The 12,726-nt window shown below is 68.8% G+C and carries 14 protein-coding genes and 1 pseudogene; 11 read left to right on the top strand and 4 right to left on the bottom strand.

The features are described 5' to 3' along the window. The coding region (locus DSP71_RS23155; protein ID WP_258546270.1) for a LacI family DNA-binding transcriptional regulator at positions 1 to 574 on the bottom strand (574 nt) is incomplete at its 3' end. A 116-nt stretch (positions 575 to 690) separates the two neighbouring features. Between DSP71_RS23155 and DSP71_RS05290 the strand changes: the two genes are divergently transcribed. From DSP71_RS05290 to DSP71_RS05250, 9 genes are read left to right on the top strand one after another with little or no spacing between them, the layout of a single operon-like run. Continuing rightward, the gene (locus tag DSP71_RS05290) at positions 691 to 2,049 is read left to right on the top strand and encodes an extracellular solute-binding protein (protein WP_113680563.1); all 1,359 of its coding nucleotides are present in this window, start codon (positions 691 to 693) and stop codon (positions 2,047 to 2,049) included. 18 nt (positions 2,050 to 2,067) lie between these two features. Then, positions 2,068 to 2,997 carry a carbohydrate ABC transporter permease gene (locus tag DSP71_RS05285; RefSeq protein WP_046748543.1) on the top strand — a complete coding sequence of 310 codons (930 nt, stop codon included), beginning with the start codon at positions 2,068 to 2,070 and terminating at the stop codon, positions 2,995 to 2,997. Further along, positions 2,994 to 3,905 (top strand): carbohydrate ABC transporter permease, encoded by a 912-nt coding sequence (locus tag DSP71_RS05280; protein ID WP_113680562.1) that lies wholly within the window; start codon positions 2,994 to 2,996, stop codon positions 3,903 to 3,905. Before DSP71_RS05285 ends, DSP71_RS05280 begins: the two co-directional genes overlap by 4 nt. Further along, positions 3,902 to 4,735, top strand: coding sequence for a sugar phosphate isomerase/epimerase (locus tag DSP71_RS05275; RefSeq protein ID WP_113680561.1), 834 nt, complete (start codon positions 3,902 to 3,904; stop codon positions 4,733 to 4,735). The genes DSP71_RS05280 and DSP71_RS05275 overlap by 4 nt, the downstream gene beginning before the upstream one ends. Further along, positions 4,732 to 5,850: a Gfo/Idh/MocA family protein gene (locus DSP71_RS05270; protein ID WP_113680560.1), complete on the top strand. Its 1,119-nt coding sequence runs from the start codon at positions 4,732 to 4,734 to the stop codon at positions 5,848 to 5,850. Before DSP71_RS05275 ends, DSP71_RS05270 begins: the two co-directional genes overlap by 4 nt. Next, complete coding sequence (locus DSP71_RS05265) at positions 5,847 to 6,707, top strand: sugar phosphate isomerase/epimerase (RefSeq protein WP_113680559.1); 861 nt, start codon at positions 5,847 to 5,849, stop codon at positions 6,705 to 6,707. The genes DSP71_RS05270 and DSP71_RS05265 overlap by 4 nt, the downstream gene beginning before the upstream one ends. After that, a complete protein-coding gene (locus DSP71_RS05260; protein WP_179515693.1) occupies positions 6,704 to 7,930 on the top strand; it encodes a mannitol dehydrogenase family protein in 1,227 nt (408 codons plus the stop codon). Before DSP71_RS05265 ends, DSP71_RS05260 begins: the two co-directional genes overlap by 4 nt. Continuing rightward, positions 7,927 to 9,165: a D-mannonate dehydratase ManD gene (gene manD, locus DSP71_RS05255; RefSeq protein WP_113680557.1), complete on the top strand. Its 1,239-nt coding sequence runs from the start codon at positions 7,927 to 7,929 to the stop codon at positions 9,163 to 9,165. Before DSP71_RS05260 ends, manD begins: the two co-directional genes overlap by 4 nt. Beyond that, positions 9,162 to 9,656: a gluconokinase gene (locus DSP71_RS05250; RefSeq protein ID WP_258546269.1), complete on the top strand. Its 495-nt coding sequence runs from the start codon at positions 9,162 to 9,164 to the stop codon at positions 9,654 to 9,656. Before manD ends, DSP71_RS05250 begins: the two co-directional genes overlap by 4 nt. Positions 9,657 to 9,682: 26 nt before the next feature. On the opposite strand, the gene DSP71_RS05245 is transcribed toward DSP71_RS05250, so the two are convergent. Further along, complete coding sequence (locus DSP71_RS05245; RefSeq protein ID WP_113680556.1) at positions 9,683 to 10,138, bottom strand: Lrp/AsnC family transcriptional regulator; 456 nt, start codon at positions 10,136 to 10,138, stop codon at positions 9,683 to 9,685. 98 nt (positions 10,139 to 10,236) lie between these two features. Between DSP71_RS05245 and DSP71_RS05240 the strand changes: the two genes are divergently transcribed. Together DSP71_RS05240 and DSP71_RS05235 are read left to right on the top strand one after the other, a co-directional pair. Next, a complete protein-coding gene (locus DSP71_RS05240; RefSeq protein WP_061018490.1) occupies positions 10,237 to 10,860 on the top strand; it encodes a LysE family translocator in 624 nt (207 codons plus the stop codon). A 133-nt stretch (positions 10,861 to 10,993) separates the two neighbouring features. Next, positions 10,994 to 11,461, top strand: a complete 468-nt coding sequence (locus DSP71_RS05235; protein WP_046748552.1) for a hypothetical protein — start codon at positions 10,994 to 10,996, stop codon at positions 11,459 to 11,461. Between the two features lie 363 nt (positions 11,462 to 11,824). Here DSP71_RS05235 and DSP71_RS05230 read toward each other — a convergent pair whose 3' ends face one another. Further along, the gene (locus DSP71_RS05230) at positions 11,825 to 12,052 is read right to left on the bottom strand and encodes an RNA-binding S4 domain-containing protein (protein WP_058631948.1); all 228 of its coding nucleotides are present in this window, start codon (positions 12,050 to 12,052) and stop codon (positions 11,825 to 11,827) included. Positions 12,053 to 12,191: 139 nt separating this feature from the next. Continuing rightward, positions 12,192 to 12,726, bottom strand: a pseudogene (locus DSP71_RS05225) (hypothetical protein); the annotation flags it as partial.

Raw genomic sequence — 12,726 nt, 5'->3', positions numbered from 1 at the left:
TGGGGGGACCGGCCACGTAGCAAATGCGTCGATGGCCGAGCGAGGCGAGGTGCTCGACCGCCTGGTCGAACCCGAGCGGTGTGTCGATGAACACCGACGGCACCCCTGGTACCGCCCGGTTCAGCGCGACCAGAGGAAGCTCGGCGCTGAGCTCGGCGAGCCGCTCGTCGGACAGGCGGGACGCGGTGAGGATCGCCCCGTCGTAAGAGCTGCGCAGCTCTTCGAGCGTGCTCTCCTCCATCTCGGGCGACTCCTCGGTATGCACGAGGATCTGCGAGTAGCCCGCCACCCGCAGGGCCTGCTGGGTGCCGCGGATGATGCCGAAGTAGAACGGGTTGGTGACGTCGGATACGAGCACGGCGACCATGCGGGTCGATGGTGTCGCCGAGGCGTTCGACGCGGTGACGGGGGTGTAACCGAGGTCCTTCGCGATGCGGATGATGCGCTCGCGGGTGTCGGGGTTCCCGCGACCGGGGACGGCGAGTGCGCGCGAGGCCGTGGAGATCGCGACGCCGGCGGCATCGGCCACATCGGCGAGCGTCGGCCGATGCGGAGGGGGTGTGGGAGACGACATGCGGCAACAGAATCACAGGATGGCAATTACTGGCAATGGATTGCTAACAATTGCCATGCTTGCCTACCTTGGCGAAGACGCAGTCACGTCCACTCACTGTCTCGAAGGAGAGTTCAATGAAGTCTCGACCCCTGATCGCCCTCGGGGCGATGGCCGCAGCAGCGATCGCACTGACCGCATGCTCGGGATCCGGCGCTGGTACGGATGACGGCGGCACCGGTGGCGCTGTCGATGGGACAGGCCAGACGCTCACCGTGATGATGGCCGCGAACGGCCTCTACCCCGAGCAGCAGAAGGAATGGTTCGGGAAGGTCTCCGATGCATTCGAGGAGAAGACCGGAGCCACCGTCGAGTTCGAGACCTTCGCCAGCGCCAACGACGAGCTCACGAAGATCCAGACCTCCGTGCTCTCCGGACAGGGCCCCGACGTCTACGGTCTCGGCACCACCTTCACACCGACCGCCTACGCCACGGGAGCCTTCGTGAAGCTCACCGATGCCGACTGGGACAAGGTCGGGGGCCGTGACCGCTTCGTGCCATCCACCCTGGGTATCTCCGGCCCGAGCGAGGACGACGAGATCGCCATCCCGTTCGTGAGTCGTCCCTTCGTGATGGCCTACAACACCGAGCTGCTTGCCGCCGCCGGCATCGAGGAGCCGCCGACGACCTGGGATGAGCTGACGGCTGCGGCCGCGAAGATCGAATCAGGGGATGTGCACGGTCTCGCGATCGGCTACGCCGACAGCTTTGACCCCTGGAAGTTCGTCTGGGGTATGAGTGTGCAGGCGGGCAACCCGCTGATCGACGTCGACGCCAAGAAGGCGGAGATCGACGACCCGGCCGTGGTTGCCGCCTACGACACCTACTTCGGCTGGTACCAGGACGGGCTCGTCGACCCGGCATCGGTCGGGTGGAAGAACGCGCAGGCCGTCGCCGCCTTCGCCGACGGAAAGGCCGGCTTCCTGCCGATGACCTCCGCCAACTCCAAGCCCACGTTCGCGGGCTCGCCCGTCGCGGACTCCTACTCTTACGCGCTCCTGCCGACCATCCCGCCGGGGGAGACCGAACTTCCGAAGGGCGGCAAGGAGGCAGCCAGCATCCTCTCCGGCGACAACCTCGTCGTCGCCCAGTACTCGCCGAACCAGGACCTCGCCTTCGCGTTCATCGAGATGCTCACCAGCACCGAGTCGCAGCTCGACTACTTCGACACCTTCGGAGAGCTGCCCACCGGCGTGGAAGCTGCCGCGCAGGTCGAGAAGGACAACCCCGATCTGAGCGCCAACGTGCAGGCCGCCTCGCAGTCGGTGGCCACCCCGTTCACGGGCGCCTGGGGGGACACGCAGCTCGCCCTGACCAACGTGGTCGTCCAATCGCTGCCCGCCCTGCAGGGGGGATCGCTCAGCCAGAGCGCGATCGCCGCATCGATCGCCGAGGCTCAGGCGAGCGCGCAGTCGGCGCTCGACAAGTCCAAGTAGCGACGCGAGGACACGCACATGGCGATCGCCACCGACACGCGTCGGAAACGGACCGACGACACCCCGCCGAGCGAGCGGCCCCGCCCGCTGTGGATGCTGCTGCCCGGCGGGGTGCTGATGACACTGCTGATCCTGGTGCCGCTGCTGCTGGCCTTCTGGATCTCGATGCTCGACCTGGACCAGTACACGATCCGGCAGTGGCTGCAGGCGCCGTTCGTCGGATTGGGCAACTTCGTCGAGGCGTTCTCCTCCTCGCCGCTGCTGCGCGGGATCGGGCTGAGCGTCAGCTATGCGCTGATCGTGTCGGTGGCGGCGATCCCGATCGGAGTCACGGCGGCGCTGGCCACGCAGAACGCCTTCCGCGGTCGCGGGCTGGTGCGCTCCGTCTACCTGATCCCGTACATCCTCCCCGCCTTCGTGGTGGCCACGGTCTTTCGGGCGATGTTCCAGCCCGAAGGAGTGGTCGACGAGGCATTCGGCGTGTTCGGGGTCGACCCGGGGCTGTGGCTCAACGGGCCGCAGAGCTATTGGACCCTGGTCATCGCGCAGCTCTGGGTGAGCTGGCCGTTCGTGTACCTGTTGACGCTGGCCGGACTGCAGGCGGTGGATGCGGAGGTGCACGAGGCCGCGGCGCTCGACGGCGCGGGGTGGGGCATCAAGCTGCGCAAGGTCATCCTCCCGTATCTGCGCGGATCGATCCTGCTGGCATTCATCCTCACCTTCCTGCACAGCATCAACGCCTTCACGATGCCGTTCGTGCTCTTCGGGATACCGGCGCCGGTCGATGTCGAGGTGCTGCCGGTCCTCACCTACGTCACGGCGTTCCAGAGCTTCCGGTTCGGCCTCTCGGCGGCCATGGCGGTGGCCTCGCTCGCGATCGTCGCGATCCCCCTGTTCATCTACCTGCGCGCCGTGCGCCTGGACACCGGAGAGGACGCGAAGCGATGAGCGCCACCACCACGATCGCGCAGGTCAACCCGCGCCGGAGCCGCCCCGGCGGTCACAGCCAGGTGGATCGGCTGCTGCCGCGCCCGCTTCTGGCTGCCGCGAACATCGTCCTGTGCCTGCTCGTGTTCGGGCCTGTCTCGTACATGCTGTTCGCCTCGATCAATGCGGATGTCGCGGTCGCGGGCGGCGCATACTGGCCGACCGAGCTGCGCCTCGACAACTACATCAAGGTCTGGCGCAGCGTCGATCTCGCAGGGGGCCTCGCCAACAGCCTCCTGATCTGCGGGGCTGTCGCCGTCGTCTGCGCGGCCGTCGCCGTCTCGATGGCGTGGGTGCTGGTGCGGTTCACCTTCATCGGACGCGTCACCATCCTTCGGGGGCTGCTCGGTCTGCAGTCGGTTCCGGGCACGCTCATGCTGCTGCCGGTGTTCGTGATGTTCTCCACCCTGTCGTCGGTGCTGCGCATCCCCACCATCGGCACGCACTGGTCGGTGTTCGTCACCTACCTCACCTTCGCGCTGCCGTTCTCGACCTGGGTGATGGTGACGTACATCCGCGGGCTTCCGCGCGAGCTCGAAGAGGCGGCCCGCATGGACGGCGCCTCCAACTTCCGTGTCCTCACACGCATCGTGCTGCCGCTGAGCTGGCCGGGGATCGTGGTCTCCGCGATCTTCGCGTTCCTGCAGGGCTGGAACGACGTGCTGTTCGCCTCGGTCATGACCAACCGCGACAGCCGTACCGCCGCGGTGGCACTGCAGATCTTCGGTGCGACTCAGGAGACAGGGGCGGTGCCCTTGTACGGGCAGATGATGGCGGCCTCGCTCATCTGCGCCATTCCCGTCGTCGTGCTGTACCTCGTGTTCCAGCGTTATCTCGTAGGCGGTCTCACCGCAGGAGGAGTGAAATGACCCCGTGGAAGCTCTCAGGATTCGGTGACGAGATCGATCCGGACCCGGCCGTGCAGATCGCCGTGCTCCAGGCGCTCGGCGCGCGGCACATCGAGGTGCGCAGCGCGTGGGGGGTGAACGTCGTCGATCTCGACGAGTCGCAGCTCGCGCAGCTCGCGGCCGTGGTGCGCGAGCGCGGCATGGCGGTCTCGGCCGTCGCCTCGCCGGTCGGAAAAGTCGATGTGTCCCTGCCCGTCGAGCACGAGGTCGGTCGGCTGCAACGGGCGATCCGGGCGGCCGAGGTGCTGGAGGCCCCCTACATCCGCATCTTCTCGTTCTTCCGAGCCGAGCACCTTTCGGCGGACGACATCCGCGACGAGGTGCTCGTGCGGATGGCGGCGCTCGCCCGTACCGCCGAAGCGGCCGGGGTCACCCTCGTGCACGAGAACGAGAAGGACATCTACGGCGACATCCCCTCGCGCGTGCTCGATGTGATCGAGTCGGTCGGCTCCGACCGGCTGCGCGTCGCCTGGGACAACGCCAACTTCGTCCAGGTCCGCGTCCGGCCGTTCACCGACGGCTACGCCAAGCTGCGGCCGCACCTCGAGTATCTGCAGCTGAAGGACGCTCTCGCCGCGACGGGTGAGGTCGTCCCGGTGGGTGACGGCGACGGCGAACTTCGCGAGACCCTCACGGCCCTGCGCGACGACGGCTATGCGGGGTTCGCCTCGCTCGAACCCCACCTCACCGACGTCAACGCGCTCGGCGGCTTCTCGGGGCCTGAGGCCTTCGGTCGTGCCGGCCGAGCCCTGCGCACACTCACAGACGAGATCGGAGTCACCCTCTCATGACCGACGGAATCCTCGACGTCGCCATCGTCGGATGCGGCATCATCGGCGTCAACCACGCCAGAGCGATCGCGGCCACCCCTGGCCTGCGCATCGTCGCGGTCGTCGACGAAGTGCCGACCGCGACCGATCGGCTGGCCGACCTCATCGTCGAAGAACTGGGCGGAGAGCGCCCATCCACGCACGCCGATATCGAGTCGATCCCCGACGACATCGATGTGGTCGTCATCTGCACCCCGAGCGGTTCCCATGTCGAACTCGCCGAGCGGGCGGTCGCGCGGGGGATGCACGTCGTGCTCGAGAAGCCCCTCGACGTGTCGATGGAACGTGGTCGCCGGCTGGCCTCGATCGCACGGGACGCCGAGGCGCGCGGCATCCGGATCTCGGTGATCAGTCAGCACCGCTTCGACCCGGGCGCGGTGGCCGTCGCTGAGGCCGCCCACACCGGACGCCTGGGGCGGATCACGAGTGCGGTGGCCTCTGTGCCCTGGTGGCGCTCGCAGGAGTACTACGACTCCGGCGCCTGGCGGGGCACCTGGGAGCTCGACGGCGGAGGCGCCGTGATGAACCAGGGTGTGCACACCGTCGACCTGCTGCTGTGGTTCCTCGGCACTCCCGTCGACGTGTTCGCCCACACCGCGTTGCTCGCGCATGAGCGGGTCGAGGTCGAAGACGTGGCGGTCGTCACGGTGCGCTTCGAGTCGGGCGCGCTCGCTGTGCTGCACGCCACGACGGCCGCCTTCCCCGAGCAGCCGGTGCGGCTGGCCGTGCACGGCGCGCAGGGGACCGGCATCATCGAGAACGACCAGCTCGCGCGGTTGTGGGTGGACGGCGACACCGCCGACCGCAGCGTCGACTGGGTGCCCGAGGGGCATCGGCTCGGCGACGACCGTGACCCGCAGGCGTTCGCCGAGGGTCACGCCCGCCAGTACGCCGACATCGTCGGGAGCATCCGTGAGGGGAGAGCCTCGCGGGTCGGCGTACCCGAGGCACTGCTGGCGCTCGCCGTGGTGCGCGGCATCTACGTGTCGGCGACCACCGGCTCTGCGGTACGCGTCGCCGACCTGATCGACGGCACCGTCGACGATGCGGACGTGCGGACGGGAGGCATCGCATGAAGTTCTCGGTGTTCACCGCGGCGACCCCCGACTGGGAGCCGGCAGAGGCGGCTCGCCGCATCGCCGCGATCGGGTATGACGGCATCGAGTGGCGCATCACCGACCAGGACGAGGCCGACCCGCCCGGATTCTGGGCCGGGAATCGCGCGACCTGGCCGCTCACCGGGCTCGAGGGGTCGGTCTCCGAGATCGCCCGCATCACCCGCGAGGCCGGGCTGGAGTTCAGCGGCATCGGCGGCTACGCGCTCGCACCCGACCACGACGATGTGCTGCGGACGCTCAGGGCCACCGCAGAACTCGGTGCGCGTCAGGTGCGCGTGCGCATCCCTTTCAACGACACCCAGGACTATCGCACGGTGTTCGCGCAGACCAGGGGCGACCTGGAGTGGGCCTCCCGCGAGGCGGGGGCACTCGGCGTGAAGGTGCTCGTCGAGCTGCACCATCAGACGATCTCGGCGTCGGCGTCGGCCGCCCTCCGCCTGGTCGACGGCATCGACCCGCGCACCATCGGTGTGATCCACGACCTGGGCAACCTCGTGATCGAAGGGCAGGAGGACACTCGCGCCGGCCTGCAACTCCTGGGGGAGTACCTCGCGCACGTGCATGTGAAGAACGCCGTCTGGCAGCGCACCGGGCAGACCGGGCTCGACGGCGATGTGCGCTGGGAGTCGGCATGGGCTCCGCTTCGCGAGGGCATCGCCAGCGTGCCGGACTATTTCCGCGCCCTCGCCGAGGTCGGCTACGACGGCTGGGTGACGCTGGAGGACTTCTCGACGGATGCTCCGCTGGAGGAGCGCCTGATCGACGACCTCGCGTTCCTGCGCGCGTCTGCCGGCGCCGCCGGCATCGGATCGTGACCGGGCCTGCGCGCACGCAGCATCCCCCGCTCCGTGCCGCTCATCTGGGTCTCGGCGCCTTCCATCGGGCTCACCAGGCCTGGTACACCCAGCAGGCGAACGAGCGTGCAACCGCAGACGACGGGTGGGGCATCGCCGCTTTCACCGGGCGTGCCCCTGAGGCCGCAGAGCTGCTGTCGCGCAACGACGGCGTGTACACGGTGCTGGAGCGCTCCGCCGAGGGAGACCGGGCGACGACCGTGCAGTCGATCGTGCGGGCGGTACCCGGATCGGATGAGCGGGCCTGGCTCGACACTCTCACCGATCCTCGGGTCGCAGTTCTGACCGTGACGGTCACCGAGGCGGGGTACTCGGCCGGTTCCGGGGTTCCGCGGCGCATCGCCGAAGGTCTCGTCGCTCGGGCGGATGCCGGTGCAGGAGCCATCGCGGTCGTGAGCTGCGACAACCTGCCGCAGAACGGCCGGGTGCTGAGCGACGCGGTGCGCAAGGCCGCCGGGCCCCAGGCTGCGGGAATCTCGGACATCGCATCGTTCGTCGACACGGTGGTGGACCGGATCACCCCTGCCGTCACGCCTGCCGACATCGACGCTGTGCGGGAGCTCACCGGCCTCGACGATCCGTCCGCGGTGGTCACCGAGCCGTTCACGGAATGGATCCTCGCGGGCGAGTTCCCGGGCGGTGCTCCGGAGTGGGCGCAGGTCGGTGCGCGATTCGTGGCGGATGTCGGACCGTACGAAGCGCGCAAGCTCTATCTGCTCAACGCCGGGCACACCTTCCTCGCCGCGGCAGGGCGGTTGCGGGGCTACGACACGATCGCAGAGGCGTTCGGCGATGCCGACCTGCGCGCCGACACCGAGGCGCTGTGGGCTGCGCAGCGCACCGCGGTCGACCTGCCGGTCGCGGAGCTCGACGGATGGCTCGACGATCTGCGCCTCCGCTTCTCGAATCCGCGCATCGCCCATCGGCTCGACCAGATCCGTCGGGACAGTCCGATCAAGGTGGCGCTGCGCCTCGTCGCTCCCCTGCGGAGACGCCGAGAGGCCGGCGATGCCGCCGACGACGCGCAGCTGCACGCCGTGGAGAGCTGGATCCGCTCCCTCGTCGAACTCGACCCGACCGACCCCGCGACGGCCGTGATCGCCCGCACCATCTCCGCCGTGCCCGCGGCTGACCGCGCACGCACCGTCATCGACCACCTCACTCCCGAAGGGACCCTCGCATGAGCATCGACAAGGCTGAGGTCATCGTCACCAGCCCCGACCGGAACTTCGTCACCCTCAAGCTCACGACGGCCGATGGCATCTCCGGTCTCGGTGACGCCACCCTCAATGGGCGCGAGCTCGCGGTCGTCGCGTATCTCACCGAGCACGTCGTCCCGCTGCTGATCGGTGCCGACGAGGATCGCATCGAGGACACCTGGCAGTTCCTCTACCGGAGCGCGTACTGGCGCAGGGGACCCGTCACGATGGCCGCTGTCGCCGCGGTCGACATGGCGCTGTGGGATATCAAGGGCAAGAAGGCGGGGATGCCCGTCTACCAGCTCCTTGGCGGAGCCAGCCGCACCGGGCTTCTCGCCTACGGTCACGCGTCGGGCAAGGAGCTGCCTGAACTGTTCGACTCCGTGCGCGCGCACCTCGACCAGGGGTATCGGGCGATCCGGATCCAGACCGGTGTTCCCGGGCTCAAGGCCATCTACGGCATCGCTTCGCAGGCCGCCGACACCGGAGGGGGAGAAGCCCGCTATGACCACGAGCCCGCCCGCCGAGGGGCGAAGCCCGTCGAAGAGGACTGGGATACCCGCGCCTACTTGAACCACCTGCCGGGCGTCTTCGAGGCGGTGCGCAACGAGTTCGGCCCCGACATCCCGCTGCTGCACGACGGCCACCACCGGATGACGCCGATCCAGGCGGCGAAGCTCGGCAAGGCGCTCGAGCCGTACGACCTGTTCTGGCTCGAGGACTGCACCCCCGCCGAGAACCAGGAGGCGCTGCGACTCGTGCGCCAGCACACGACCACGCCCCTCGCGATCGGCGAGATCTTCAACACCGTCTGGGATTTCAAGGACATCATCCGCGACCAGCTCATCGACTACGTGCGCGGGGCCGTGACCCACATGGGCGGTATCAGCCCCTTGAAGAAGACGCTCGACTACGCCGCGATGTACCAGATCAAGTCCGGCATGCACGGGCCCACGGACATCTCGCCGGTCGGCATGGCGGCGGCGATGCACCTCGGCCTCTCGATCCACAACTTCGGCATCCAGGAGTACATGCAGCACGGCTCGCGTACCGACCAGGTGTTCCGGCAGTCCTTCACCTGGCATGGCGGACTGCTGCACCCCGGCGACAAGCCGGGCCTGGGCGTCGAGCTCGACGTCGACGCGGCCGGCAAGTACCCGTATGAGCGCGCCTATCTGCCGTACAACCGGCTGGCGGATGGAACGGTGCACGACTGGTGAGCACCGAGCCTCGGTCGATCGTCGTCATGGGGGTTTCCGGGGTGGGCAAGACCACGGTCGGTCAGGAGCTCGCCCGCCGGATCGGTGTCGCGTTCATCGATGCGGATGACCTGCACGGGCCGGCGAACATCGCGAAGATGGCAGCCGGGGTCCCGCTCGACGACGACGACCGGTGGCCGTGGCTCGACCGGGTGGGGGCGGCGCTCGCCGCGGACCCCGGGGTCGTCATCGCGTGCTCGGCGTTGAAGCGCACCTACCGCGATCGGCTTCGGGCGTCGGCGCCGACGGTCGTCTTCGTGCACCTCGATGCGCCGCAGGAGCGGGTCGCGGAGCAGGCGACCGCACGGCGGGGCCACTTCATGCCTCCCGCACTGCTTGAGTCGCAGCTGCAGACGCTGGAGCCGCTCGGGTCGGACGAGGGCGGCCTCACTGCGGCAGTGGATGCCTCGCCCGCAGAGCTCGCGGAGCGCATCCGTCGAGCCCTCGTCTGAGGACTTCCGGCGCCTTCGGACCGGCCTCAGGGAATCGGAACGGCCCGATCTGCGCCGAGCCGCTTCATCACCATGGTCGAGGTGAGGCGCTGCACGCCGGGGAGGGTTCCGAGCGTGTTGTCGTAGAGCTCCTGGTACGAACCCATGTCACGCGTGAGGATGCGCAGCATGTAGTCGGGGTCGCCGAACAGGCGCTGCGCCTCGACGACGGCGGGGATCGAGACGACGGCTTCCTCGAACGCGACGATCGTGTCCTTGTCGGTACGCCCGATCGTCACGAAGACGATGGCTTCGAAGGTGAGGCCGACGGCTGCCGGGGCGACCACCGCCCGGTAGCGTTCGATCGCTCCGGACTGCTCCAGCTCTTTGAGTCGGCGATGGCAGGCGGAGAGGCTCAACCCGACCTGCGCGGCGAGATTCGTGGCACTCATCCGACCGTCGTCCTGCAGTAGCGAGAGGATCTCCCGGTCAAGTGCGTCCATGGTGACAATTCTTGCAGGTGAAGCCGTCAGTCGCCCGAAGAATCGAAGCACCTTTCGCGTGATTCTTCGTAGTCTCTTCCTCGAATCGAGGAGAACCGATGGATATCGCGCTGGTCATGCAGTTCTGGGTGGTCGCCGTCATGCTCGCCCTGACGCCGGGCGCCGATTGGGCCTATGCGATCTCCGCCGGCCTGCGTGCTCGCTCGATCGCGCCATCGATCCTCGGGATGATCGCGGGTTACACCGTCGTGATCGTCGCCGTCGCGCTCGGCCTCGGCGCGCTGGTCACCACGTATCCCGTCACCCTCACGACGCTGACGGTGGTCGGCGCGCTCTACCTGATCTTCCTCGGGGCGACGACGCTCGCCAGCCGCCCGGCGCCGATCGCCGAGAGCGGCGAGCCGATCGCCACGGGCGGATGGGCGCAGTTCCTGCGCGGCTCCGGCGTGAGCGGCATCAACCCGAAGGGCCTCCTGCTCCTGCTCGCCCTGCTGCCGCAGTTCACGAGCCCCGACGGCTGGCCGTCAACGACGCAGATGCTCGCGCTCGGTGGCCTGCATCTGCTCAACATCGCGGTCGTGTACACGACCGTCGGGCTGCTCGCTCGCCGACTGCTGCGGACGAGGCCCCGCGCGAGCTCCGTCGTCACCCGGATCGCCGGCATCGCGATGACGGTCATCGGCGTCGGCATCCTGATCGAGCAGGTGATCGAGTGGCTGTGACGGCAGAGGTCTCTCACCAGGGCACAGGTCGTCACCAGCGCACAGGGCTTTTCCCCGGTGGATGCTGACCTCTCCCGGACAGCGCGGAGGTAGCGTCGAGGGGCGCCATCGACCGGCGAGACAGGAGGACCACGTGACGACGACGGGACGGACGACCACGGCCCTGCGGCTGCTGCTGCCCGCGTTCCTGCTCGGCGCGATCATCGCGATCTCGTTCCTCGAGGCGCCGCTGAAGTTCCTCGCCCCCGGCGTCACGATCCCGATCGGGCTCGGCATCGGGCGACTCGTCTTCACCGCGCTGAATGTGCTCGCCGGCATCGTGCTCCTGGTGCTCACCTTCGTGAGCGTGCGAGCACGGGCGGGACGCGGGCCCCTCATGATCCTGGGCGGGATCTGGCTGGTCTTCGTCGTCGAGGTCGCACTCATCCGTCCCGTGCTGAACCGGCGCAGCGACCTCGTGATCGCGGGATCGGAGGCGCCGGGCACCAACGGGGCGCACTACGCGTACATCGCGGCCGACCTCACGATCGTCGCCCTCCTCGTGGTGCTGATCATCGTCACCGCGCGAAAAGTGCTCCCTCCACCCGGCACCGTATCCTGACCGAAGCCCGTCGCGCGTAATGGTCCCGCGCATCCAACGTCTTCTCTGCGGAGGCGGCGCACCTCCACCGGTCATCTGATCGGGACGCCGCGACGACGGACCTCAGACCTCGTCGGTCGGCGAACGGCAGTGTGTTCGACCCGTGCCCTCCTCGGCGCGGTGCAACCGCCGGCCGGCGCACGAGGGCACGGCTGGGGAGTCGTGGCCCTCGGGGCGGGGTGTCCCGTTCGTTCCCTCGCGGACCGCACACCCCGCCCACTCGACCTCCCCGGAGGAATGGTCGCGAACGGCGGGGTGATGTTCCTCCGCTACCGGACCGCCTGAACTGCGGCCGCGGACCGGTCGGCGATCAGCGGGCCGAGGTCACGGTCGGACGCGGACGGTGCGTCCCTCGAACGACACGAGGTCGCCGTCGCGCAGCTGTCGTCCGCGGCGTCGTTCGATCTCGCCGTTCACGGTCACGTACCCGTCGATGATGACCTCTTTGGCGTCGCCGCCCGAGTCGAGCAGGCCGGCGAACTTGAGGAACTGTCCGAGGCGGATCACCTCACCGCCGATGGAGATGTCGTCGATCGGGTCGGAGTTCGTCATCCTTGAATGCTAATCGGACTTGCGTGCTGATCGGCTTCGCCACCGCAGGACGCGATGGTGCCGCCGCCCCGGTGGGGAGCGGCGGCACCATCATGCCGGGCGTCTCGGGTCCGCCCGACAGGACGCGGCCCGCACCGACTCAGTCGATGTCGGTACCGACGACCGCGAAGTCGGCGTCGAACTCGATGTCGATCGATCGGCTGTCCGCAGTGAGCACCGAGGCGTCGTAGGGGCTCACGTCGTCGCCGTCGACATCGAGGTCGGTGATCATGCCCTCGGCCTCGGCGAGTGCGGCGGCGACCAGTGCGCGGATCGTCTCGTCGTCGAGGATGAGCGTCGGGCCGGTGTCGTCGCCGTCTGCCGCGTCGGTGGAGGCGACGGTCGCCGCGAGCTCCTTGTCGACGCGGATCTCGGTCTCATCTCCCGCCGCTGTGCTCAGCTGCACCTCCCAGGCGCCGTCACGCTTCGCGTCGATCGAGGTGACGTCGCCGTCGGCCGCGCCGCGTGCGGCATCCGCGATCGCGATCAGCTCGTCGGCGGAGGCGGAACCGATGCCCGTCACCGGGCCACGACCGTTCGAGGGGGTGTCGCCGCGGTCGTCGCTCCTGGGGCCGTCACCGGGACGACCGTGATCCTCGCTGTCGTCCTTGCGGGGGCCGTCCGACACCGAGGAG

Origin of the sequence: Microbacterium sp. H6 (assembly GCF_003314775.1) — a bacterium.
GTDB classification, from domain to species: domain Bacteria; phylum Actinomycetota; class Actinomycetes; order Actinomycetales; family Microbacteriaceae; genus Microbacterium; species Microbacterium oxydans.
The sequence above is the reverse complement of the archived record's forward strand: the minus strand, read 5'-3'. Positions and strand labels throughout refer to the sequence as shown.

Bases quoted from the DNA above. Each gene is read 5' to 3' on its own strand.
- DSP71_RS05275 (WP_113680561.1), top strand. From the start codon at position 3,902: ATGACCCCGTGGAAGCTCTCAGGATTCGGTGACGAGATCGATCCGGAC.
- DSP71_RS05280 (WP_113680562.1), top strand. From the start codon at position 2,994: ATGAGCGCCACCACCACGATCGCGCAGGTCAACCCGCGCCGGAGCCGC.
- manD (WP_113680557.1), top strand. From the start codon at position 7,927: ATGAGCATCGACAAGGCTGAGGTCATCGTCACCAGCCCCGACCGGAAC.
- DSP71_RS05230 (WP_058631948.1), bottom strand. From the start codon at position 12,052: ATGACGAACTCCGACCCGATCGACGACATCTCCATCGGCGGTGAGGTG.
- DSP71_RS05285 (WP_046748543.1), top strand. From the start codon at position 2,068: ATGGCGATCGCCACCGACACGCGTCGGAAACGGACCGACGACACCCCG.
- DSP71_RS05270 (WP_113680560.1), top strand. From the start codon at position 4,732: ATGACCGACGGAATCCTCGACGTCGCCATCGTCGGATGCGGCATCATC.
- DSP71_RS05290 (WP_113680563.1), top strand. From the start codon at position 691: ATGAAGTCTCGACCCCTGATCGCCCTCGGGGCGATGGCCGCAGCAGCG.
- DSP71_RS05245 (WP_113680556.1), bottom strand. From the start codon at position 10,138: ATGGACGCACTTGACCGGGAGATCCTCTCGCTACTGCAGGACGACGGT.
- DSP71_RS05265 (WP_113680559.1), top strand. From the start codon at position 5,847: ATGAAGTTCTCGGTGTTCACCGCGGCGACCCCCGACTGGGAGCCGGCA.
- DSP71_RS05240 (WP_061018490.1), top strand. From the start codon at position 10,237: ATGGATATCGCGCTGGTCATGCAGTTCTGGGTGGTCGCCGTCATGCTC.